General features: G+C 65.4%; 23 protein-coding genes and 1 riboswitch. Of the genes, 14 read left to right on the top strand and 9 right to left on the bottom strand.

The genetic code is table 11. From position 1 onward, the window contains the following. The first annotated feature begins 43 nt into the window (after nucleotides 1–43). Nucleotides 44–3,001: an excinuclease ABC subunit UvrB gene (gene uvrB / locus I6F20_RS15210; RefSeq protein ID WP_225126818.1), complete on the top strand. Its 2,958-nt coding sequence runs from the start codon at nucleotides 44–46 to the stop codon at nucleotides 2,999–3,001. Nucleotides 3,002–3,039: 38 nt separating this feature from the next. Here uvrB and I6F20_RS15215 read toward each other — a convergent pair whose 3' ends face one another. Beyond that, nucleotides 3,040–3,426 carry a hypothetical protein gene (locus I6F20_RS15215; protein ID WP_225126819.1) on the bottom strand — a complete coding sequence of 129 codons (387 nt, stop codon included), beginning with the start codon at nucleotides 3,424–3,426 and terminating at the stop codon, nucleotides 3,040–3,042. 479 nt (nucleotides 3,427–3,905) lie between these two features. Between I6F20_RS15215 and I6F20_RS15220 the strand changes: the two genes are divergently transcribed. The 5 genes from I6F20_RS15220 to I6F20_RS15240 all read left to right on the top strand — a co-directional run bounded on the left by I6F20_RS15220 (nucleotide 3,906) and on the right by I6F20_RS15240 (nucleotide 7,372). Next, the gene (locus I6F20_RS15220) at nucleotides 3,906–4,346 is read left to right on the top strand and encodes a nuclear transport factor 2 family protein (protein WP_057027692.1); all 441 of its coding nucleotides are present in this window, start codon (nucleotides 3,906–3,908) and stop codon (nucleotides 4,344–4,346) included. A 200-nt stretch (nucleotides 4,347–4,546) separates the two neighbouring features. Beyond that, the gene (locus I6F20_RS15225) at nucleotides 4,547–4,987 is read left to right on the top strand and encodes a nuclear transport factor 2 family protein (RefSeq protein WP_109145308.1); all 441 of its coding nucleotides are present in this window, start codon (nucleotides 4,547–4,549) and stop codon (nucleotides 4,985–4,987) included. A 372-nt stretch (nucleotides 4,988–5,359) separates the two neighbouring features. Further along, nucleotides 5,360–6,268 carry a hypothetical protein gene (locus I6F20_RS15230; RefSeq protein ID WP_225126820.1) on the top strand — a complete coding sequence of 303 codons (909 nt, stop codon included), beginning with the start codon at nucleotides 5,360–5,362 and terminating at the stop codon, nucleotides 6,266–6,268. Nucleotides 6,269–6,484: 216 nt separating this feature from the next. After that, on the top strand, nucleotides 6,485–6,907 hold the full coding sequence (locus tag I6F20_RS15235; RefSeq protein ID WP_036009414.1) for a hypothetical protein: 423 nt from the start codon (nucleotides 6,485–6,487) through the stop codon (nucleotides 6,905–6,907). Nucleotides 6,908–7,234: 327 nt separating this feature from the next. Further along, the gene (locus tag I6F20_RS15240) at nucleotides 7,235–7,372 is read left to right on the top strand and encodes a hypothetical protein (RefSeq protein WP_007614812.1); all 138 of its coding nucleotides are present in this window, start codon (nucleotides 7,235–7,237) and stop codon (nucleotides 7,370–7,372) included. Between the two features lie 38 nt (nucleotides 7,373–7,410). On the opposite strand, the gene I6F20_RS15245 is transcribed toward I6F20_RS15240, so the two are convergent. The 3 genes from I6F20_RS15245 to I6F20_RS15255 all read right to left on the bottom strand — a co-directional run bounded on the left by I6F20_RS15245 (nucleotide 7,411) and on the right by I6F20_RS15255 (nucleotide 8,686). Continuing rightward, nucleotides 7,411–7,557 carry a hypothetical protein gene (locus I6F20_RS15245; protein WP_036009412.1) on the bottom strand — a complete coding sequence of 49 codons (147 nt, stop codon included), beginning with the start codon at nucleotides 7,555–7,557 and terminating at the stop codon, nucleotides 7,411–7,413. Nucleotides 7,558–7,754: 197 nt separating this feature from the next. Further along, the gene (locus tag I6F20_RS15250; RefSeq protein WP_225126821.1) at nucleotides 7,755–8,234 is read right to left on the bottom strand and encodes a MaoC family dehydratase; all 480 of its coding nucleotides are present in this window, start codon (nucleotides 8,232–8,234) and stop codon (nucleotides 7,755–7,757) included. Further along, nucleotides 8,234–8,686 carry a MaoC family dehydratase gene (locus I6F20_RS15255; protein ID WP_036027191.1) on the bottom strand — a complete coding sequence of 151 codons (453 nt, stop codon included), beginning with the start codon at nucleotides 8,684–8,686 and terminating at the stop codon, nucleotides 8,234–8,236. The genes I6F20_RS15250 and I6F20_RS15255 overlap by 1 nt, the downstream gene beginning before the upstream one ends. 179 nt (nucleotides 8,687–8,865) lie before the next feature. On the opposite strand from I6F20_RS15255, the gene I6F20_RS15260 reads away from it, so the two are divergent. After that, complete coding sequence (locus tag I6F20_RS15260) at nucleotides 8,866–9,162, top strand: DUF4282 domain-containing protein (RefSeq protein ID WP_028134403.1); 297 nt, start codon at nucleotides 8,866–8,868, stop codon at nucleotides 9,160–9,162. Between the two features lie 114 nt (nucleotides 9,163–9,276). Here the strand turns inward: I6F20_RS15260 and ychF are convergent, their stop codons facing one another. From ychF to I6F20_RS15280, 4 genes are all read right to left on the bottom strand, one after another. Further along, nucleotides 9,277–10,374 carry a redox-regulated ATPase YchF gene (gene ychF / locus I6F20_RS15265; protein ID WP_225126822.1) on the bottom strand — a complete coding sequence of 366 codons (1,098 nt, stop codon included), beginning with the start codon at nucleotides 10,372–10,374 and terminating at the stop codon, nucleotides 9,277–9,279. Between the two features lie 171 nt (nucleotides 10,375–10,545). Then, complete coding sequence (pth, locus tag I6F20_RS15270; RefSeq protein ID WP_225126823.1) at nucleotides 10,546–11,157, bottom strand: aminoacyl-tRNA hydrolase; 612 nt, start codon at nucleotides 11,155–11,157, stop codon at nucleotides 10,546–10,548. A gap of 57 nt (nucleotides 11,158–11,214) precedes the next feature. Then, a complete protein-coding gene (locus I6F20_RS15275) occupies nucleotides 11,215–11,931 on the bottom strand; it encodes a 50S ribosomal protein L25/general stress protein Ctc (RefSeq protein WP_057027685.1) in 717 nt (238 codons plus the stop codon). A 338-nt stretch (nucleotides 11,932–12,269) separates the two neighbouring features. Continuing rightward, nucleotides 12,270–12,533, bottom strand: coding sequence for an accessory factor UbiK family protein (locus I6F20_RS15280; RefSeq protein ID WP_057027684.1), 264 nt, complete (start codon nucleotides 12,531–12,533; stop codon nucleotides 12,270–12,272). A gap of 198 nt (nucleotides 12,534–12,731) precedes the next feature. Between I6F20_RS15280 and lgt the strand changes: the two genes are divergently transcribed. The 5 genes from lgt (at nucleotide 12,732) to I6F20_RS15305 (ending at nucleotide 17,431) form a co-directional block, all read left to right on the top strand. Next, the gene (gene lgt / locus I6F20_RS15285) at nucleotides 12,732–13,577 is read left to right on the top strand and encodes a prolipoprotein diacylglyceryl transferase (protein WP_036027175.1); all 846 of its coding nucleotides are present in this window, start codon (nucleotides 12,732–12,734) and stop codon (nucleotides 13,575–13,577) included. A gap of 20 nt (nucleotides 13,578–13,597) precedes the next feature. Continuing rightward, nucleotides 13,598–14,716, top strand: coding sequence for a class I SAM-dependent methyltransferase (locus tag I6F20_RS15290; protein WP_036009380.1), 1,119 nt, complete (start codon nucleotides 13,598–13,600; stop codon nucleotides 14,714–14,716). Beyond that, a complete protein-coding gene (pgeF, locus tag I6F20_RS15295) occupies nucleotides 14,713–15,480 on the top strand; it encodes a peptidoglycan editing factor PgeF (protein WP_225126825.1) in 768 nt (255 codons plus the stop codon). The genes I6F20_RS15290 and pgeF overlap by 4 nt, the downstream gene beginning before the upstream one ends. Before the next feature lie 185 nt (nucleotides 15,481–15,665). Beyond that, nucleotides 15,666–16,283 (top strand): hypothetical protein, encoded by a 618-nt coding sequence (locus tag I6F20_RS15300; RefSeq protein WP_225126827.1) that lies wholly within the window; start codon nucleotides 15,666–15,668, stop codon nucleotides 16,281–16,283. Nucleotides 16,284–16,477: 194 nt separating this feature from the next. Then, entirely contained in the window at nucleotides 16,478–17,431 is a 954-nt protein-coding gene (locus tag I6F20_RS15305) for a ribose-phosphate pyrophosphokinase (RefSeq protein WP_036009398.1), read from the top strand. 124 nt (nucleotides 17,432–17,555) lie between these two features. Here I6F20_RS15305 and I6F20_RS15310 read toward each other — a convergent pair whose 3' ends face one another. Continuing rightward, nucleotides 17,556–18,113: a 6,7-dimethyl-8-ribityllumazine synthase gene (locus I6F20_RS15310; RefSeq protein WP_036027167.1), complete on the bottom strand. Its 558-nt coding sequence runs from the start codon at nucleotides 18,111–18,113 to the stop codon at nucleotides 17,556–17,558. Between the two features lie 77 nt (nucleotides 18,114–18,190). Beyond that, nucleotides 18,191–18,349, bottom strand: a riboswitch (FMN riboswitch). 432 nt (nucleotides 18,350–18,781) lie between these two features. Between I6F20_RS15310 and I6F20_RS15315 the strand changes: the two genes are divergently transcribed. Together I6F20_RS15315 and proC are read left to right on the top strand one after the other, a co-directional pair. Continuing rightward, nucleotides 18,782–19,282, top strand: coding sequence for a type III secretion system chaperone family protein (locus tag I6F20_RS15315; protein WP_036009392.1), 501 nt, complete (start codon nucleotides 18,782–18,784; stop codon nucleotides 19,280–19,282). 248 nt (nucleotides 19,283–19,530) lie between these two features. Continuing rightward, a complete protein-coding gene (gene proC, locus I6F20_RS15320; RefSeq protein WP_225126828.1) occupies nucleotides 19,531–20,355 on the top strand; it encodes a pyrroline-5-carboxylate reductase in 825 nt (274 codons plus the stop codon). Nucleotides 20,356–20,376: the final 21 nt, after the last annotated feature.

Below are 20,376 nucleotides of genomic sequence, written 5' to 3' on the forward strand. Positions count from 1 at the left end.
ATTCACCCTTTATTGCGGGGCGGACTCGTCCCATATTCGCCTCATGGCGAAGAAACCTGCATCCTCCGAAAAATCCGGCAAATCTCCCAAATCCAAAGCTCATCGCCCCGACGTGCAGCCGATCGGGCCGGCGCTGGCCGAACTGCTCAATCCCGCGATCAATCGCGGCGATGCCGGACTTGGCTCGGGCACCGGCCTGCAGCCGCCGCCGGACAATTCGCGCGACCGCCGCGCCGGGGGCGAGGCCGCCGCGCATCGCGCGCGGGCTTCGACACCGAAGGAGTTTCCGCAAGATGCGGCGCGGCCGATGCCGCTGCGGCCCAATCCGCAGCCGCCGGGCGCCCGTCAGTCCAGTGAGCTGGCCGGACTGGAGGAGGCGCCGCAGGCCAATTACGGAACCGCGGCCACGATCCCGACGCTCGATCCGGAACTGGCGCGGCAGCTCGGCTTGCCCACCGAAGAGGACGATGCCGAAGCGCTGGCGCGCCCGCCGCGTTCCAAGATGGAGGCGCTCGGCGTCAAGGCGACCGCCGATGCGCTGGAATCGCTGATCCGCGAGGGCCGGCCGGAGTTCCGCAAGGGCGACGGCTCCATGAAGGTGTGGACTCCGCACCGGCCGCCGCGCCCGGAAAAATCCGAAGGCGGCGTGCGCTTCGAGATCAAGTCGTCCTACGAGCCCAAAGGCGACCAGCCGACCGCAATCGCCGAGCTGGTCGAGGGCATCGAGCGCAACGACCGTTCGCAGGTGCTACTGGGCGTCACCGGCTCCGGCAAGACCTACACCATGGCCAAGGTGATCGAGGCGACGCAGCGCCCGGCCCTGATCCTGGCGCCGAACAAGACGCTGGCCGCCCAGCTCTATGGCGAGTTCAAGAACTTTTTTCCGGACAACGCGGTCGAGTATTTCGTCAGCTATTACGACTACTACCAGCCGGAAGCGTATGTGCCCCGCACGGACACGTACATCGAAAAGGATTCCTCGATCAACGAGCAGATCGACCGAATGCGCCACTCGGCGACGCGCGCGCTGCTCGAGCGTGACGACGTCATCATCGTGGCCTCGGTGTCCTGCATCTACGGTATCGGCTCGGTCGAGACCTACACCGCGATGACCTTCGCGCTGAAGAAGGGCGAGCGCATCGACCAGCGGCAGCTGATCGCGGACCTCGTCGCGCTGCAGTACAAGCGCACCCAGGCCGACTTTACCCGCGGTACCTTCCGGGTCAGGGGCGACGTCATCGACATCTTCCCGGCGCACTATGAAGACCGCGCCTGGCGCGTGAACCTGTTCGGCGACACCATCGAGACTATCGAGGAGTTCGATCCGCTCACCGGCCACAAGCAGGACGAGCTCGAATTCATCAAGATGTACGCCAACTCGCACTACGTGACGCCACGGCCGACGCTGGTGCAGGCGATCAAGTCGATCAAGTTCGAATTGAAGCAGCGGCTCGACCAGCTCAACAACCAGGGCCGCCTGCTGGAAGCGCAGCGGCTGGAGCAGCGCACCACTTTCGACCTCGAAATGATGGAGGCGACGGGCAGCTGCGCCGGCATCGAGAACTATTCGCGCTACCTCACCGGCCGCCGCCCCGGCGAGCCGCCGCCGACGCTGTTCGAATACGTGCCCGACAACGCGCTGATCTTCGCCGACGAAAGCCACGTCACCATCCCGCAGATCGGCGCCATGTTCCGCGGCGACTTCCGTCGCAAGGCGACACTGGCCGAATACGGCTTCCGCCTGCCGTCCTGCATGGACAACCGCCCGCTCCGCTTCGAGGAATGGGACATGATGCGGCCGCAGACCGTCGCGGTGTCGGCAACCCCGGGCAGCTGGGAGCTGAACGAGAGCGGCGGCGTGTTCGTCGAGCAGGTCATTCGCCCCACCGGGCTGATTGATCCTCCCGTTGATATTCGCCCCGCCCGCACGCAGGTCGACGATCTCGTCGGCGAAGTGCGCGCCACCGCGCAGGCGGGCTATCGCTCACTGATCACGGTCCTCACAAAGCGCATGGCGGAGGACCTCACCGAATATCTGCACGAGCAGGGCATTCGCGTCCGCTACATGCACTCGGACATCGACACGATCGAGCGCATCGAGATCATCCGCGACTTGCGTCTCGGTGCCTTCGACGCGCTGGTCGGCATCAACCTCTTGCGCGAGGGCCTCGACATCCCCGAATGCGCCCTGGTCGCCATCCTCGACGCCGACAAGGAAGGTTTTCTGCGCAGCGAGACCTCGCTGATCCAGACCATCGGCCGTGCCGCGCGCAACGTCGACGGCAAGGTGATCCTCTATGCCGACCAGATGACGGGATCGATGGAGCGCGCCATCGCCGAGACCAACCGCCGCCGCGAGAAGCAGGTCGAGTACAACAACGCCAACGGCATCACGCCGGAGAGCGTGAAGAAGCAGATCGGCGACATCCTCAACTCGGTCTACGAGCGCGACCACGTGCTGATCGAGGTCGGCGGCCACGACATGACCGACGACGTCATCTCGATCGGCCACAATTTCGAAGCCGTTCTGGCCGATCTCGAAACGCGAATGCGCGAGGCCGCCGCCGACCTGAACTTCGAGGAAGCCGCCCGCCTGCGCGACGAGGTCAAGCGCCTGCGCGCGACCGAGCTCGCCGTGGTCGACGACCCCACCGCCAAGCAGCGCACCGTCGCGACCAAGGCGGGCGCCTATGCAGGAGCGAAGAAATACGGCGATGCCGCCAACCTCCCCGTCAGCGCCATGAAGAACAAGAGTGCCGCAACCGCGCTGAAGGCCGGCGGCGGCAAAGGCTCCCGCGTGCACAAGCCGCATCTCGACGAGATGCACGGCCCGGAATCGCTGCCCTATCGCGAGGGCCGCGCGCTGCCGTCAAAGCCGTTCGGCAGCACCAGCAGGATCATCCAGCCGACGGATTCGCGGCAGTCAGGGCCGGAGTTCGGGCCGGCGCCGAAGTCGACCGGTGGGGCGCCGGGACGAAGGGGTGGGTGGAAGAAGAGGTAGACGCGTAGGTTTATCGGTGACGTTCGTGGTTACCCCCCTCACCCCACGCTCGCCGTCACCACGGCCATCACCGACAGCAGCAGCACGATCGTCACCAGTTGCAGCGAGGCGACGGGCTGGGTGCGCCAGGCCGTGATTTTGTCGGAGAGCGACAGATGGGCCTCGAAGAATTTCGGCTCGTAGACGGTCTTGAACAGGTGCGGGAAGCTCGGGCCGAGGGTCACGGCGATCAGGGCGTGGGTGAACGAGGCGAAGGCGACGAAGATGGCGACGCCGGGATCGCCGACGAGGTCGTGGTTGCCAACGAGCTTGAGCAGGAAGGCCGCGGTGGCGAAGGTCGGGAAGCTCTGCAGGGTCGCGGTCAGCGCGAGGCCTTCGAGCGCGTTGTGCAGGCGGGACTTTCTGGCATTGGCGATGGCGGCCATGGCACGTCTCCCTGATGACATGCTGATGACGGTAGTCGCGGCGCTGGAAGGGTGATGTGAGATGGGTCACGCGGTGCTTCGCCTCTCCCCGCCTGCGGGGAGAGGCCGGAATCCAAGCGCAGCTTGGATTCCGGGTGAGGGGGAGCCTCCGCGAGTCCAACTATCAGCGTCCCCGCGGAGACTCCCCCTCACCCCAACCCTCTCCCCGCAAGCGGGGCGAGGGAGCAGACCACCGAGGCGGCAGCAAGTTCGTCTTTGCCAGCGTACGCACGGGTCCATGCGCGTTGCGCGCGAGGCAACATCATGCGGTGCGAATTCGTGCAGCCATTCCGTAACTCAACCGATAGTTGCATGTCATGAACCGGACACTGCGATCGCGCGTCAAAACCGCTGCAACGTCCCCGAGATTTTGCAATTGTCGATCGGCGAGGCCGCGCGTTAGCGTTGCTGAACGCAACGGCGGAACGGGACCGGTGGGAATGACGGTGGAGCAGCTGAATCGCCAACGCGTCGTGCACCTGCTCGATGCCTTCGCGCGCGGCGATATCGAGACGGCGCTGGCCTGCTGCACCGATGACGTCTATTTCCTCACCCACGCCCCGATCGACGTGCTGCCACATCTGGTGCCGCGCCACGGCAAGCAGGAGCTGCGCGAGCTGTGGCAGACGGTCTGGTCGCGCTATTCGGAGGTTCGTTACAAGACGCCGCATATCGTCGCCGAGGGCGAGGCCGTCGCGACCTACATGCACGCTTTTTTCAAGAAGCGCAGCAACGACCGCATCGTGCAGTTCGACATGGCGGTGTTCTACACGTTTCGCGGCGGACTGGTGGCGGAGATGCGCGAGATCATCGATTCCTACGACCTGGTGCAGCAGGTGCTGGAACGGGAGATCGGGCCGCTGATTGCCGGGGCGGACTGAGCGCCGGGACCCGGACAATTACGGGGTTGTATTGTAAATCTCACAAAACCCGTTCAAGTGTGCATTGCGAAAACGTGAATTGCGTTTTGGCCGAAATCTGCTAATTTGTTCGTATACAAATGAGTTGAGCCCTGGCGCCTTGGTGCGCATGGGGTTGTTTGCCGTTTTTTTCCGTAAAGCCAGCTTCAGGACTGCCCCAAATGACAGAGCACAGCCTCTGGCGTTTCTCGCGTGCGTTGCACCGCGCGATCAACGACCGGGATTTTAGGGATATCGAGGCCCTGATCGACGAGGACGTCGAGTGGGCGCTCTACGGCCCGATCGACATGTTTCCGTTCCTCGGCGCGCGCCAGGGCAAGGATGCCGTGCTCGACGTCATCCGCCAGCTCGCCGACAATTTCCAGGTCCGCCGCTTCGACCGCGAGAGCATCATGCTGGGCGTGGATTCCGCCGCCTCGATGGTGCGCTATTCGCTGACGGCGCTGGATTCCAACAAGCCGATCAGCCTGCGCGTGGCGCAGTTCGCCCAGTTCAAGGCCGGCAAGCTGATCAGCATGCGGGTGCTGATCGACACCTTCGACCTGGTCGAGCAGGCACTCGGCCGCGCCATTCATCTGCCGAAGATGACCAGCGTCGGCTAACGAATGATCCGGACCTGAAGGGCCGCGTTAGCGCAAAGTACGAAGCGGTTTTCCGAGAAGATCATGCGCAAACAACAACCTGAAGCGCGATGATGATCATCGCGCTTCAGGGGGGACGCCAACGGGCCCCGCTGTTCGGGACCGATGACGAGGCGATCGCGACGTCCTGGCCTCCAGCCCCGCCGGATGCCGTCGCATCACGAACCTGTCATCGGGCGCGCGCCTTTCGCGCGGCCCGTTGGTTCGCCTCCCCTTGCGAACCGCCACAATTCCGCAACGATAAACCGGCACTTTCAGCGCCGGAATGGCGCATGGTCATTGCAACCGCTATAGTGGGGCGGACAGCATGCGCTGGGGTTCGCGGGCAGGACGATGGAATTCTCGACAGGGTTTGGCTGGACCAGGCTGCCGTTGCTGGCGGCCGCATTCATCTTGGGCTCGGTGCTGACGTTACAGGCACAGATCATTCCGCCCTTCTCCTCACCCGCATCCGACGACGAGGCCGAGGCGGCCGAAGCCCCCGACGTCAATGATCCCGACATCATGAAGGGCATCGACGTCGACAAGCTCGACTGGAGCCAGATCGCGGTCGATGCTGGGACCGGCATCGACCCGATGGCCGCCAAGAAGCGCGCGCAGGCCGCCGCCAGGGAAGGCCTCGACTGGTCGTCGAATCCCAATGCCAACGGCTCCTCGGCGGTGACCGTGAAGCAATCGGTGTCCTCGTTCTGGGATACCCGAGTCGGCGCCGACATGACGCTGGCGAGCGAGCCCAGGACGATGTCCGAGCTGCTGGCGCAGAAGGCCACCAACGGCGGCAACCTGCCGCAATCCTCGGGCAGCGCCTGGGCGACGGCAACCGCGCCGGGCGCGGGCGCGATCTGGGACAAGACCGCGGTGGAAGCCAGGGTCGATCCCGGCGCCGAGCACAGCAAGATCGGGGCGTCGCTGACCAAATCGGTGCCGCTGTCAGGCGACACCTCGCTGACGCTGCAGAACGGCTACAGCGTCAATCAGCAGGGCACCAGTGCGGTCCCCGGCATCGGCGGCCACGTCACGCGCAATTACGAGACCGACCAGACCGCCAAGGTCACCGCGACCGACACCGGCACCAGCATCATTGCGGGCCAGACGCTGTCGACCACCGACGACAAATGGCTGCGCAAGCTCGGCGCAGAGCAGAAGCTGTTCGACAACGTCACGGTTTCCGGCTCGGTCGGTGAAACCTCGCAAGGCACGCTGAACAAGAGCGTGACGGCGGGCTTCAAGAAGAGCTGGTGAGCCTTCGCCGCTCCCTGCCTGCGGGGAGAGGGTCATCACCGCGGCAGCATTCACACTTCCCTAACCATGCGCCACGGCAAAACCCCCGAATGGTCCGGCCTTGCCGCATCTCGGCCCATTTGCGGTCAAAATCGGACGCCCTGATACGGCCTGCCTCACAGACGTCGTCGTGCGGGGGACACTCGCGCTGCGCTCAACGCGAACAGGGGAATAACGATGAACGCCATGCGTCCCGAAAAGATCGAAGCCACCGAGACCGAGACGGTCGACACCAACCTCGCCGCCGTGACCGAGGTCGAAGCCGGCATCCGCGACTTCGTCCGCAACGACATCGCCTATCTGCGTCGTCCGGCAGCGACCACCACCGACGCCCCGCCGCTCGACCCGAGCGCGGAAGCCACCGTCAACAACGTCAACTCGCTGATCCAGCGCGTCGCCGGCACCTCGCTCGCCGAGATCGAGAATTTGATCTCCGAGCTCGAGAGCCTGCGCGACCTGCTCCACGCCGAAGGCCAGCGCGTCCAGCGCGAGATCTCCGGCTACGCCCAGCTCAGCCAGGCCGCGATGAAATCGACCCGCATGATCGCCGACAACGTCGCGCAGTGGAAGCGCGCCGCCGACGGCCTGCGCAACAGCTGATCGCCGGCACGAACGCATCATTGGCCGCCGCGTTCCGGAAGGGAGCGCGGCGGTTTTGATTTGTTGGTGGGTCACGCAGCCGTTTCTCCAACACAGGTGTCATCACCCGCCTAGTGCGCAATTGCGCACAGGGGCGGGTGATCCAGTATTCCACCAGCGCCGGTGATTGAATCGATAGGCCGCGGCGTACTGGATGCCCCGGACAAGCCGGGGCACGACAGCGGAGAATGTGGCGCGGCCAACGGCCACCATTGAACCCTCCGGCCCACCCCGGCGACCAACGCCAAGCGCCCGTGCAGCTACGGCCGGGCTCAGGGGACATTTCAGATGGAAAGCATTCGGCCCGACACCACGGACCCGATCCCGTTGCGGCCCGCGCCGAATCAATTCGGCACGATCATGCTGCGCTTTGTCGGGCTGCTGGCGGTTGCGATCGCCATCCTGGCGTTCGTCTATAGCCGCTGAGCTGCGGCCGGATGCCGGCCGCGATCGTTAACGAATTCTTACCGGGCCGCTTCCGCGGTCGAGGCTTCCAGCGTGTAGGCGCCATCGGCGTAGCCCTTCGCCACCATGCCCGCGACCAGCATCACGGCCAGCGTCGCGGTCGCGAAGATGAATCCAACAAATTTGAGTGCGCCGCGATCAGCCATGGTCCTCGTCCCCTGTCGTCTGCCTATTCGTTTCAAATAGACAGCGACAGGTTCATAATTAGTTAGCAACTGACTGGTTCCGCGAAACTGCTTCGCCGTAACCATGTTGCGCAGGCTTATGGCAGCCACCCGGAATCGCGTCCATAGCGCGCGGGCAACACTCGCGCACTCATTTGCCCGTTCATCTTGGAACAGATCTAACCGCCCTTGCGCAGCGGCACGAAGGCGGAGGCGGTGATGGAATAGACCTCCTCGCCGCGCTGGTTGGTGCCGTTGGTGCGGGCCGTCAAAATGCCCCAGCCGGGACGGGAGGCCGAGGTGCGCTTGTCGATGACGACGTTGACGTAAGAGACGGTGTCGCCGGCGAGCACCGGCCTGATCCAGCGCAGGTCGCGAAAGCCCGGCGACGGGCCCCACACGGCGACCTCCTCGCCGCGCGAGGCGGCCTCGCGCGCCAGGCGCTGGCCGTCGGCGACAAGCAGGCTCATGCAGGCCGAGCCGACATGCCAGCCCGAGGCCGCGAGCCCGCCGAACAGCGAGTTCTTGCCCTCCTCCTCGTCGAGGTGAAAGCGTTGCGGATCGAACTTGGCGGCGAAGGTCTTGATCTTTTCCGCGGTGAACGTATAGGCGCCGATCTCGCGGCGCTGACCGATCGCGATGTCTTCGAAGAACCGCATCAGGCCGCTCCCTCGCGCCGCTTGATCAGGATCGGCGAGGTCATCTCGGCGAGCGCCTGCCCCGCCGCATTGCGCGCGGTGCATTTGAACTTGACGATGCCGAGCTCAGGTCGGCTCTTCGAGGCCCGCGCTTCCAGGACATCGACGTCGAGCGTGAGATCGTCGCCAGGCCGCAGTGGCGACAGCCAGCGCACCTCGTCGACGCCGGGAGATCCCAGCGACGCGGCGCGGGTGATGAAGCCGTCGGCCATCATCCGCATCATCAGCGAGCACAGGTGCCAGCCCGAACCGGACAGGCCGCGCAGCATGCTCTCAGCTGCTGCCGCCTCGTCGAGGTGCATCGGCTGCGGATCGAACTCGGCGGCAAAGGCCAATATCTCGTCGCGGGTGACGTGGCGCGGGCCGAACGTTCCGAACCGGCCAGGCGGGAAATCTTCGAAGGTCAGGGTCATCTCGGGAAAGCTTTGCGGGAATGACAGATTGTGGCCGCACTTTGCGGCAATCTCAACCCGCCGGCCCGCATGGCTCGTGCTACATACTTGAGATCGGCGTTGATTTGAGTCGGATCGATCGACGGCCGAAGCCCGATTTGAAGTCCCGATTTGCCTTGCGATTTGCCTTGGGGAGAGCAATGTTCTCATTCAGCGACCTGTTCCAGTGGGACCGCTTCATCACGCCGACGATCATCAAGACCTTCTACTGGCTGGTGATCGCGCTGATCTGCCTGTTCGGGCTCTCCGGCATCTTCTCAGGGTTGGCCGCGATGGCGATCAGCCCATTCGGCGGCTTCCTGGTGCTGCTGTCGTCGATCGCCAGCGTCGTGGTCGGCATCGTGTTCTCGCGCATCGTCGCGGAGCTGATCCTGATCGTCTTCCGCATCAACGAGCATCTCGGCGCGATCAGGGACCAGGGATCAGGGATGCGGTGATTCCCGTCATTCCGGGGCGCCTCGAAGAGGCGAGCCCGGAATCCATTGAGCCACAGAACAAGCGTATAGATGGATTCCGGGCTCGCGCTTCGCGCGCCCCGGAATGACCAGCTCCTACGTATTAAACCTGAAATGCATCACGTCGCCGTCGGCGACGACGTAATCCTTGCCTTCGAGGCGAAGCTTGCCGGCATCGCGCGCGCCGGCTTCGCCGCCGAGCGCGATATAATCCTCAAACGCGATGGTCTCGGCGCGGATAAAACCCTTCTCGAAATCGGTGTGGATCACACCGGCCGCCGCCGGCGCCTTGGTGCCGCGATGGATGGTCCAGGCGCGCGCTTCCTTCGGGCCCACGGTGAAGTAGGTGATGAGGTCGAGCAGGGTGTAGCCGGCACGGATCAGGCGGTCGAGGCCGGCTTCTTCGAGGCCCAAGGTCTCCAGGAAGTCCGCGCGCTCGTCACGCGAGATGGTCGCGATCTCGGATTCGATCTTGGCGGAGATGACGACGGCAACCGCGCCCTCCTGCGCCGCCTGCTCCTCGACCGCCTTGGAGAAGGCGTTGCCTGTCGCGGCCGAACCTTCCTCGACGTTGCAGACATAGAGCACAGGCTTGGACGACAGCAGGCCGAGCATCGAGAAGGCCCGCTCCTCCTCCGCCTTGCGCTCGACGAGGCGCGCGGGCTTGCCTTCGCGCAAGAGCACCAGGGTGCGGTTGACGAGATCGAGCTGCTCCTTGGCGTCCTTGTCGTTGCCCTTGGCCTTCTTGGTGAGATTGTCGACGCGCTTCTCGAGGCTGTCGAGATCGGCGAGCATCAGCTCGGTCTCGATGGTCTCGATATCCGCGAGCGGGGCGATCTTGCCTTCGACATGGGTGATGTCGGAGTCTTCAAAGCAGCGCACGACATGCGCGATGGCGTCGACCTCGCGGATATTAGCGAGGAACTGGTTGCCGAGGCCTTCACCCTTGGAGGCGCCGCGCACGAGGCCTGCGATGTCGACAAAGGTCAGCCGGGTCGGGATGATCTGGCCCGACTTTGCGATGGCCGCGAGCTTGTCGAGCCTGGGATCGGGCACGGCGACCTCGCCGACATTCGGCTCGATGGTGCAGAACGGATAGTTCGCGGCCTGCGCCGCGGCCGTCTCGGTCAGCGCATTGAACAAGGTCGACTTGCCGACATTGGGCAATCCGACGATCCCGCATTTGAATCCCATGGTCTCTTCCAGTCTTCGCGCCGCGGGCGCGTGCGTGCGTTGAAGTCGTCATGCCCGGCCTCGTGCCGGGCATCCACGTCCTTCGCTCCGCGGAGAAAGAAAGACGTGGATGGCCGGGTATCTAGCGCAAAGACGCGCTTCGCGCTTTTGCCCGGCCATGACGGAGAGAGATCAGCTCGATTTCTCTCCGTTCTCGTCCTTGGTCAAAAACCCCTTCGCCTGCATGGCCAGATGCACCCTGTTGGCGAAGGTTGCGTCCGTGCCCTTGGCAAGCAGTGCGGCGTGCTCGGCGACCGCGTCGCAGAGCGTCGTCACCCATTCGTTGTCGGCCTTGGCGAAGTCCGACAGCACATGGCCGTGCACCAGCTCCTTGACGCCGGGATGACCGATGCCGAGGCGCACACGGCGATAATCGTTGCCGATATGCGCCGAGATCGAGCGCAGGCCGTTGTGGCCGGCAATGCCGCCGCCAATCTTCACCCGCACCTTGCCTGGCGGCAGCTCGAGCTCGTCGTGGAACACGGTGGTGTCGCTGGTCGCGATCTTGAAGAAGCTCGCCGCTTCCTGAACGCTGCGTCCGGACTCGTTCATGTAGGTCGTGGGCTTGAGCAGGATCACGCGCTCGGGTCCGAGCGCACCTTCCGAGGTCTCGCCCTGAAAGCGGCGGCGCCACGGCGCAAAACCATGACGCCGCGCGATCTCGTCGACGGCCATGAAGCCGATATTGTGCCGGTTACGTGCGTATTTCGCGCCGGGATTGCCGAGCCCAACAAAGAGTCGCATGACGCGGCGCGCCCCCGCTCGGCGCGCGGTCAAGGACCGCGCGCCAGCTTCGAGAGATTACTTCTTCTTGTCGCCGCCGGCGGGAGCCTTGGCAGCAGCGGCAGGAGCAGCAGCCGGAGCCGCAGCACCAGCGGCCGGAGCAGCCGCAGCGCCCGGGGCCGCACCAGCAGCGGCAGCCGCAGCAGCGGCCTTCTGCTCTTCGGCGTAACCGGACGGCGGCACGATGGTGACGAGGGTCGCGTCCTCGCGGGTCAGCGCCTTGACGCCGGCCGGCAGCTTGACGTCGGCCAGATGCAGGGAGTGACCGATCTCGAGCGAGCCGACATCGGCCTCGATGTACTGCGGGATGCTCTCGACGCCGCATTCGAGCTCGATCGCGTGGGCGACGATGTTGACGGTGCCGCCGCGCTTCACGCCCGGAGAGGTTTCCGCCTTCACCACGTGCAGGGGAACGCTGATGCGGATGGTGGCGCCTTCGCCCAGCCGCATGAAGTCGACATGGATCGGGAAGTCCTTGACCGGGTCGAGGTGGTAGTCGCGCGGAATGACGCGGTGCTTCTTGCCCTCGAGGTCGATGTCGACCAGCGTGGTCAGGAACCGGCCGGCAAGGATGCGCTGGCGCAGTTCACGATCCTCGATCGAGATCGTCAGCGGGGGCTGGTTGTTGCCGTAGATCACTCCGGGCACTCGCCCGGCGCGACGCTCAGCCCGGGCGGCCCCCTTGCCGCTCTTCGGACGCGCGGTCGCCTTCAATTCCTTGACGGTCGTCGCCATGTCGTTAAGTCCTTGTTTTTGCAAAAGTTAATGGGCCGCAAGGCGGCCCATGGCATGGTCCGCAGCAAGCCTCCAGGGGTGCGGGGGCCGCGGACGTGGCGGGCTTTTACCCGGAAGAGGCGGAAATGACAAGGAGAATGGGCTGGTACCCTCCCCTGGAGGCCCGGGTCCTTACCCTCCCTTGGAGGGGGAGGATCGGCTCATATGGAGCGTAGCAAAACGTGAGCCGGGGTGGGGTGACAGTCTCTCGATCGAGGCGGTGCCCGAGTGGAGAGATCACCCCACCCCGGCGCTACGCGCCGACGCTCCCCCTCCAGGGGAGGGTAAGAGACCGCGCTTTACGACGTCGGGGTCCCCCCGAGCTTCGCCTCCAGCGCTGCGAGCCGCGCCTTCAGGGCTTCGTTCTCCTCGCGCGCCAGGCGCGCCATGTCCTTGACCGCCTCGAACTCCTCGCGCTTGACGAGGTCCATGTCGCGCAGGAATTTTTCGGCCTGGCTGCGCATCACGGAATCGAACTCGCGCTTGACGCCCTGGGCAGCACCGGCGGCGTCGTTCATCAGGCGGCCGATCTCGTCGAAAAACCGGTTGTTGGTCTGGGTCATTGTGGGCCTCCGATAAACTTTGCGCGAACACGCAGAATGACAATGGCAATCCGACGGGGCCCGTTCAAGAGCGAAGCGGCGGTATCCTTGTCATGCGCCGGTTTCCTTGCAATCGTATTCAACGTCCCTGCATAAGAGGAATCACGGGGCGTCTGCCGGCGCCGACCGCCGCGATCCCGCTTGGACACAGAAGGCGCGATGCCGTTTCTGCTCATCGACTTCCCCGCCTTCAACCCGATCGCGCTCGAGATCGGTCCGTTCGCGATCAAATGGTATGCCTTGGCCTATATCTGCGGCATCGTGTTCGGCTGGCTTTATGCCCGCGCGCTGCTGAAGAGCGAACGCCTGTGGGGCGGACCCGCGCCGATCTCGCTGCTTCAGATCGACGACTTCATCCTGTGGGTCACGCTCGGCATCATCGTGGGGGGCCGCGCCGGCTACGTGCTGTTCTACAACCTGCCCTTCTTCATCGACCATCCCGCCGCGATCTTCAAATTGTGGGAGGGCGGGATGTCGTTCCACGGCGGCTTCCTCGGCTGCGTCGTCGCGGTGATGTGGTTCGCCTGGCGCAATGGCATCTCGATCCTGTCGCTCGGCGACATCACCACCGCGGTCGCCCCGGTCGGGCTGTTGCTCGGACGCATCGCCAATTTCATCAACGGCGAATTGTGGGGCCGCGCCACCGACCCGACCCTGCCCTGGGCGATCATCTTCCCCAACGATCCGACGCAGTTGCCGCGGCATCCGAGCCAGCTCTACCAAGCCGGCATGGAGGGCATCCTGCTGTTCACGGTGCTCGCGATCATGATCCGGTTCGGTGCCTTGAAGCGCCCCGGCATGATCCTCGGCGCCTTCATTCTGGTCTATGGCCTGGCCCGCATCGCCGGCGAGCATTTCCGGGAGCCGGACGCGCAGCTCGGTTTTCTCTGGGGCGGATTAACCATGGGCATGCTGCTGTCGATCCCGATGCTTATCGTCGGCCTCATTCTTATTGTATTGGCAGTGAGGCGCGGTGCGCCGACGCCCGTCCAGGCCATTCGTTAATTCATTTCGAGAAGATCGCCGTGACCGACCAGCCGCTGCTCAACGAGATCAAGGCGCTGATCAAATCTTCCGGGCCCATGCCGGTCTGGCGGTACATGGAACTGTGCCTGATGCATCCGCGCTACGGCTATTACGTCTCGCGCGATCCGCTCGGGCGCGAGGGCGACTTCACCACGGCGCCCGAAGTCAGCCAGATGTTCGGCGAGCTGTTGGGGTTGTGGACCGCCTCGGTCTGGAAGCAGATGGGCTCGCCGCAGTTCCTTCGGCTGATCGAGCTCGGCCCCGGCCGCGGCACCATGATGGCGGATGCGCTGCGCGCGCTCCGCGTGCTGCCCCCGCTCTACCAGGCGCTCCACATCCACATGGTCGAGGTCAATCCCGTGTTGCGGGACCGGCAGAGCGCGACGCTCGCCAACGTGCGCAACATCGCCTGGCACGACAGCATCGACGAGGTGCCGGAGGGCCCCAGCATCATCCTCGCCAACGAATATTTCGACGTGCTGCCGATCCACCAGATGGTCCGGCTCGAGAACGGCTGGCACGAGCGCGTGATCGAGATCGATCCCAACGGCAAGCTTCAGTTCGGCGCGGCGCCGGAGCCGACGCCTCGCTTCGACGTGCTGCTGCCGCCCCTGGTGCGCGCCGCCCCCATCGGCGCCGTGTTCGAGTGGCGCCCCGACGGCGAGATCATGAAGCTTGCCACGCGCGTGCGCGACCAGGACGGCGCGGCGCTGATCATCGATTACGGCCACCTCCGCAGCGACGCCGGCGACACGTTCCAGGCGATTGCGCGCCACAGCTTCGCCGATCCCTTGAAGGCGCCGGGCCAGGCCGACGTCACCGCCCATGTCGATTTCCAGGCGCTGGCGCGCGCGGCCGAGGATGTCGGCGCGCGCGTGCATGGGCCGGTGACGCAAGGCGACTTCCTCAAGCGGATCGGCATCGACACCCGCGCCGCCGCCCTGATGCAGAAAGCTGCGCCCGACGTTGCCACCGACATTTCGGTGGCGCTCAGGCGCCTGACCGATACCGGGCGTGGCGGCATGGGCTCGATGTTCAAGGTGCTCGGCATCTCCGAGCCGCGGCTGGCAAGCCTTGCCGGCCTCAGCGATCTCGAACAGGCAGGAGAGGCCTCATGACGATAGCTTCGTCGCTGCTGTCGGCCGTGCCCGGCCTGCGCCATGCTTTCTTCACCCGCGAGGGCGGCGTCTCCGGCGGCATCTATTCCGCGCTGAACGGCGGGCTCGGCTCTAACGACGATCAGACCCTGGTCGCCGAGAACCGGCGCCGCATGGCCGAGCATGTCGGCGTTGCGCCCGAGCGCTTCCTCAGCCTGCACCAGATCCATTCGCCCGACGTGCTGGTTGCCGAGGCACCGTGGCCGAGCGGGCCACGGCCGAAGGGCGATGCGCTGGTGACGAAGACGCCAGGCATCGCGCTCGGCGTCTCCACCGCCGATTGCGGGCCGGTGCTGTTCGTCGATCCCCAGGCGCGCGTGATCGGTGGCGCGCATGCGGGGTGGAAGGGCGCATTGACGGGCGTGCTGGAAGCCACCATCGCGGCGATGGAGCAGCTCGGCGCCACGCGCGGCGGCATCATCGCCGCGATCGGCCCCTTAATCCGCCAGGACAGCTACGAGGTCGGCAACGAGTTCGTGGCGCGCTTCATCGAACAGGATGCCGAGAACGCTGTGTTCTTCATCCCCTCGGTGCGCGAGGGCCACGCGATGTTCGATCTCGCCGGCTTCATCCGCAAGCGGCTGGAGGCCGCCGGCATCCTGATGATCGACGATCTCGGTCTCGATACTTACGCCGACGAGCGCTTCTTCAGCTATCGCCGTTCGGTGCATCGCAAGGAGCCGGATTACGGCCGCCACGTTCACGCGATCGCGCTGGAAGGGTGAACACAGGGGCAACCCGTGTCATTCCGGGGCTCGCGAAGCGAGAACCCGGAATCCATCGTGCGGCAATTCACGCGGCGAAATGGATTCCGGGCCCGATGCTTGCGCATCGCCGCGGAATGACAGTGGGGATGTGTCGCGCCTGCCCTAGACCTTAATCGATTTTAACGATATCGCTGCCCTCCATAATGAGGGACGCGTCATTCATCTTCCGCCGCGCGGGTTCGCGCGTGCTGGCGGTCATGCTGCTGGTGGCGGCGGCCGCGCTGGGCGGCTGCGCCGGCGGCGGCGGCAGTGCCGCCAATTCCTATGCGATGGCACCGAGCGCCGGCAGCGGGGCCACTATCGCCTTCGAATCGATCGACGGGCCACCTCCGCAAGTGTTCGACCGCATGGTCGGCGTGCTCGATAGCGAATCCAAGCTGCGCAGCCTGTCCGTGGTCTCCCGCGAAGGTACGGCTGCCTATCGCGTGCGCAGCTACCTCTCCGCCCAGGTGGTGCGCGGCAAGACCGTGATCGCCTGGGTCTGGGACGTCTACGACGCCAATCAGCAGCGCGCGCTGCGTCTCTCCGGCGAGGAACCGACCTCGGCCAAGGGCGGGCGCGACGCGTGGTTGGCTGCCGACGACCTCGTGCTGCGGAAGATCGCCCAGGCCGGATTCAGCGGACTTTCCAACATGATCAACGGAACGCCGGATGCACCCGGCGCGGCTCCGGCATTGCGGGGACCGGCGGTGGCCAGCGTCGTCAAGGACGCTCCCGCGCCGGACATGCCGGCATCAGCGCTCGGCTATGCCGAGCAATAACCCCCGCTAAACCACGGCCTCAACTTGCGGCCAAGCCGTTGGCCCGACTCAGGATTTTCGAAGGGAAAACGTAGCATCCCGGGTTGCCATCGCGGCCTTCCGCCTGATATTTCCTCGCCCGTCGTAACCGTGCTGCCAGCGGGTATTTTCTGATGTTGAAGGTCGTATCCAGCAAAGCGCGGGAGGAAGCGTCCATGTCGGCCAAAAACGGCTCCATCAAGCTCGTCGCCGGCAACTCCAATCCGGCCCTCGCCCAGGCGATCGCGCAAGGGCTCGACCTGCCGCTGACCAAGGCGGTGGTGCGGCGCTTCGCCGACATGGAGATCTTCGTCGAGATCCAGGAGAACGTCCGCGGCTCGGATGCCTTCGTCATCCAGTCGACCTCGTTCCCCGCCAACGACCATCTGATGGAATTGCTCATCATCACCGACGCGCTGCGCCGCTCCTCGGCGCGCCGCATCACCGCAGTGCTGCCCTATTTCGGCTACGCCAGGCAGGACCGTAAATCAGGCTCGCGCACGCCGATCTCGGCCAAGCTCGTCGCCAACATGATCACGCAGGCCGGCGTCGACCGCGTCATGACGCTCGACCTGCATGCCGGCCAGATCCAGGGCTTCTTCGACATCCCGACCGACAACCTGTTCGCCGCGCCGCTGATGGTGCGCGACATCAAGGACAAGTTCGACCTGACCAAGACGATGGTGGTCTCGCCCGACGTCGGCGGCGTCGCCCGCGCGCGCGGCCTCGCCAAGCGCATCAACACCCCGCTCGCCATCGTCGACAAGCGCCGCGAGCGGCCGGGCGAGTCCGAGGTCATGAACGTGATCGGCGACGTCTCCGGCCACACCTGCATCCTCGTCGACGACATCGTCGATTCCGGCGGCACGCTGGTGAACGCGGCCGATGCGCTGCTCGCCAAGGGCGCCAAGGACGTCTACGCCTACATCACCCACGGCGTGCTCTCCGGCGGCGCGGCGGCGCGCATCGCCGGCTCCAGGCTGAAGGAGCTGGTGATCACCGATTCGATCCTGCCGACCGACGCGGTGACCAAGGCGCCGAACATCCGCACCCTGCCGATCGCCAGCCTGATCTCGGATGCGATCGCGCGCACGGCGGCGGAAGAATCGGTGTCGAGCCTGTTCGACTGATTTGATCTAGCACCGTCATTCCGGGGCGGCGCGTCAGCGCCGAACCCGGAATCCATCTTGCAGCAATCCGTGTCGATCAATGGATTCCGGGCTCGCGCTGCGCGCGCCCCGGAATGACCATTGCCTACCCCACGATCCCCGCGGCGACCTGGCCGCGCAGGCGCTCCAGGCCGTGCAACGTCTCCGCGCAGGCGGTCGCGACCTCGACGCCCTTGATCGCAAAGTGCTTGCGGAAGAAATCGTAGTGCACCTCGGTCTCGTGGAATTGCTGCGGCGTCAGCACGGCCGAGAACACCGGCACCTCCGTGCGCAGCTGCACGTCCATCAGCGCCTTGATCACGGTGTCGGCGACGAATTCGTGGCGGTAGATGCCGCCGTCGACGACGAGACCGGCCGCGACGATCGCGGTGTAGCGCCGCGTCTTGGCGAGGACCTGCGCGTGCAGCGGGATCTCGAACGAGCCCGGCACCTCGAACACGTCGACATGGGTGAGGTGGCGGGCTTCCGCCTCCTTCATGAAGGCGATGCGGGCTTCCGCGACCACGTCGCGGTGCCAGCAGGCCTGCACGAAGGCCACCCGCTGCGGCTTGGCGAAACGCGGATGCGCAGGGGCCGGATCCACGGGAACCGGCGGCGGCGTTTGGGACGTTTCGGTTTGGGGGTCTTGCAGCATCTGATTCATGGCTTTCCTCGGTTTAAGGACCAGAATCAGGGCACACGGAACGACAAACAGCCGCACCTTGCGATGCGTCTGCCAGCGACCGTTCTCTTTCATCCGGACTTTAACCGTCGGCTTCGGAGTTGCACCGAATCTGCTGACCCTTCCGTTCGGGATAGCCCTCGCGGAAGGCGCTCGCGGGCTTGGGCCGTTCGGCCCTTACCGCCGGTGGGGACTTTCACCCCGCCCTGAGAACATCGGCCGTCCGGGATGAACGGCCTATCAGGAAATATGCCGCCGCCGGGCAGTCGCGGCAAGCATGTTCCGCATGGGCCAAGCGCATGGTCCCATGCCCGCACGGCGGTCCGGCCCTCGCCTCACGGAATTTGCGGCTAGCTTTTTTGCCGAATCCGATTCCGGTTTGTTCTCGTCCGTTAAGAATTGTGGCGGAGATGAGCTGTGGACGAACGAGTCCTGGCTTGTGGACGGACTCGCGACCCCGTTGCGCAGATTCCGCAAATCACATCACTTGATCCGCGACAGGCCTGCGCTGATCCGAGGGATCGCAACAGCGACTCCGAGGGGATTGCAAAGGCTGATCCGAGGGACGCCGCAGCGACGTTTAGGGAGTGCGCGCCGGGCCCAACCGCGTGCGTATCAAAGACAACAAGAAGGCAAGAGGTCGAGACGGCATGTCCCTGCTCGAAGGCACTATCGATTCCAGAAACCATCCGCTCGCGGTGGTCGAGGACATCGCCGCCAGCAACAACTGGCCGTTCGAACGCTCCGGCGAGGACGAGCTCACGATTGTCTCCAAGGGACAATGGACCGACTACCAGCTCTCCTTTACCTGGATGGGCGAGATCGAGGCGCTGCATCTGGCCTGCGCCTTCGACATGAAGATTCCGCCCGCGCGCCGCGGCGAGGTGCAGCGGCTCGTCGCCGCCGTGAACGAGCAGCTGTGGGTCGGCCATTTCGACCTGTGGACCACCACCGGCATGGTGATGCACCGCCAGGCCCTGGTGCTGCCGGGCGGCCTCACCGCCTCGCCGGCGCAATGCGAGGTCATGCTTGCAGGCGCCATTCATGCCTGCGAGCGCTACTTCCCGGCGTTCCAGTTCGTGGTGTGGGCCGGCAAGAGCACGGCGGAGGCGATGGACGCGGCAATGTTCGATACGGTGGGCGAGGCCTAGGACTCGCAATGCGTGGGGGAGCCGCAGCTCCCTCCCTACGTCATCCCGGACAAGCGCGCCCAAAGCGCGCGCCGATCCGGGATCCATACCGCGTGATGGCCACTTGTGGCACGCGGCTTGTTGCCGACACCTCGATCCACTAGAACCGCCTGTGGTTATGCGACGAGCAATCGCTCGCGCAGGGATCCCCGCCCCCCGTGCGCAATTGCGCACTAGGCGGGGATGACAGCAAACGCGTGGCAACGGCGATGGCAAACAACCCTCTTCAAAACATCACCGGCACAATCCTGCTCGCCGGCGCCGGCAAGATGGGCGGCGCAATGCTGACCGGATGGCTGGGAGGTGGGCTCGATCCGCGCCGCGTCGCGGTGATCGAGCCGCACATTGCGCCCGAGATCTCCGCGCTGGCCGCCAAGGGCGTCGTGCTCAATCCTGATGTAAGCGCCGCCGGCGCCGTCGAGACGCTGGTCGTGGCGGTGAAGCCGCAGATGTTCCGCGAGGCCGGCGCCAGGCTGAAGCCGTTCGTCTCGGAAAAGACGTCGGTGGTCTCGATCATGGCGGGCACCACGATCGCCGCGCTCCAAGAGGTCTGTGGCGGCGCCGTGGTGCGCGCGATGCCGAACACGCCGGCAGCGATCGGCCGCGGCATCACCGTCGCTGTTGCCGCGAACAACGTCAGCGCCGCGCAGCGCGCGGTGGCGGATGCGCTGCTGCGCGCCACCGGCTCGGTCGAATGGGTCGAGGATGAAGGATTGATGGACGCGGTCACCGCCGTGTCCGGCTCGGGCCCGGCCTATGTGTTCCTGCTCGCCGAAGAGCTCGCCCGCGCCGGCGTCGAAGCGGGATTGCCGGAGGCGCTGGCGACCAAGCTCGCCCGCGAGACCGTCGCCGGCTCCGGCGAGCTGCTGCACCGGTCGGAGCAGCCCGCGAGCACGCTGCGCCAGAACGTCACCTCGCCCGGCGGCACCACGGCCGCCGCGCTCAGTGTGCTGATGGGCGAGCCGGGCCTGCGCGATCTCATGATCCGCGCCATCGCCGCGGCCACGCAGCGGTCGAAGGAATTGGCGAAGTAGACGGATCAGAGCGCTTCGGCG

The organism is Bradyrhizobium sp. IC3123, assembly GCF_020193625.1.
In the GTDB taxonomy this organism is placed as follows: domain Bacteria; phylum Pseudomonadota; class Alphaproteobacteria; order Rhizobiales; family Xanthobacteraceae; genus Bradyrhizobium; species Bradyrhizobium yuanmingense.

Bases quoted from the DNA above. Each gene is read 5' to 3' on its own strand.
- uvrB (WP_225126818.1), top strand. From the start codon at position 44: ATGGCGAAGAAACCTGCATCCTCCGAAAAATCCGGCAAATCTCCCAAA.
- I6F20_RS15215 (WP_225126819.1), bottom strand. From the start codon at position 3,426: ATGGCCGCCATCGCCAATGCCAGAAAGTCCCGCCTGCACAACGCGCTC.
- I6F20_RS15220 (WP_057027692.1), top strand. From the start codon at position 3,906: ATGACGGTGGAGCAGCTGAATCGCCAACGCGTCGTGCACCTGCTCGAT.
- I6F20_RS15225 (WP_109145308.1), top strand. From the start codon at position 4,547: ATGACAGAGCACAGCCTCTGGCGTTTCTCGCGTGCGTTGCACCGCGCG.
- I6F20_RS15230 (WP_225126820.1), top strand. From the start codon at position 5,360: ATGGAATTCTCGACAGGGTTTGGCTGGACCAGGCTGCCGTTGCTGGCG.
- I6F20_RS15235 (WP_036009414.1), top strand. From the start codon at position 6,485: ATGAACGCCATGCGTCCCGAAAAGATCGAAGCCACCGAGACCGAGACG.
- I6F20_RS15240 (WP_007614812.1), top strand. From the start codon at position 7,235: ATGGAAAGCATTCGGCCCGACACCACGGACCCGATCCCGTTGCGGCCC.
- I6F20_RS15245 (WP_036009412.1), bottom strand. From the start codon at position 7,557: ATGGCTGATCGCGGCGCACTCAAATTTGTTGGATTCATCTTCGCGACC.
- I6F20_RS15250 (WP_225126821.1), bottom strand. From the start codon at position 8,234: ATGCGGTTCTTCGAAGACATCGCGATCGGTCAGCGCCGCGAGATCGGC.
- I6F20_RS15255 (WP_036027191.1), bottom strand. From the start codon at position 8,686: ATGACCCTGACCTTCGAAGATTTCCCGCCTGGCCGGTTCGGAACGTTC.
- I6F20_RS15260 (WP_028134403.1), top strand. From the start codon at position 8,866: ATGTTCTCATTCAGCGACCTGTTCCAGTGGGACCGCTTCATCACGCCG.
- ychF (WP_225126822.1), bottom strand. From the start codon at position 10,374: ATGGGATTCAAATGCGGGATCGTCGGATTGCCCAATGTCGGCAAGTCG.
- pth (WP_225126823.1), bottom strand. From the start codon at position 11,157: ATGCGACTCTTTGTTGGGCTCGGCAATCCCGGCGCGAAATACGCACGT.
- I6F20_RS15275 (WP_057027685.1), bottom strand. From the start codon at position 11,931: ATGGCGACGACCGTCAAGGAATTGAAGGCGACCGCGCGTCCGAAGAGC.
- I6F20_RS15280 (WP_057027684.1), bottom strand. From the start codon at position 12,533: ATGACCCAGACCAACAACCGGTTTTTCGACGAGATCGGCCGCCTGATG.
- lgt (WP_036027175.1), top strand. From the start codon at position 12,732: ATGCCGTTTCTGCTCATCGACTTCCCCGCCTTCAACCCGATCGCGCTC.
- pgeF (WP_225126825.1), top strand. From the start codon at position 14,713: ATGACGATAGCTTCGTCGCTGCTGTCGGCCGTGCCCGGCCTGCGCCAT.
- I6F20_RS15300 (WP_225126827.1), top strand. From the start codon at position 15,666: ATGAGGGACGCGTCATTCATCTTCCGCCGCGCGGGTTCGCGCGTGCTG.
- I6F20_RS15305 (WP_036009398.1), top strand. From the start codon at position 16,478: ATGTCGGCCAAAAACGGCTCCATCAAGCTCGTCGCCGGCAACTCCAAT.
- I6F20_RS15310 (WP_036027167.1), bottom strand. From the start codon at position 18,113: ATGAATCAGATGCTGCAAGACCCCCAAACCGAAACGTCCCAAACGCCG.
- I6F20_RS15315 (WP_036009392.1), top strand. From the start codon at position 18,782: ATGTCCCTGCTCGAAGGCACTATCGATTCCAGAAACCATCCGCTCGCG.
- proC (WP_225126828.1), top strand. From the start codon at position 19,531: ATGGCAAACAACCCTCTTCAAAACATCACCGGCACAATCCTGCTCGCC.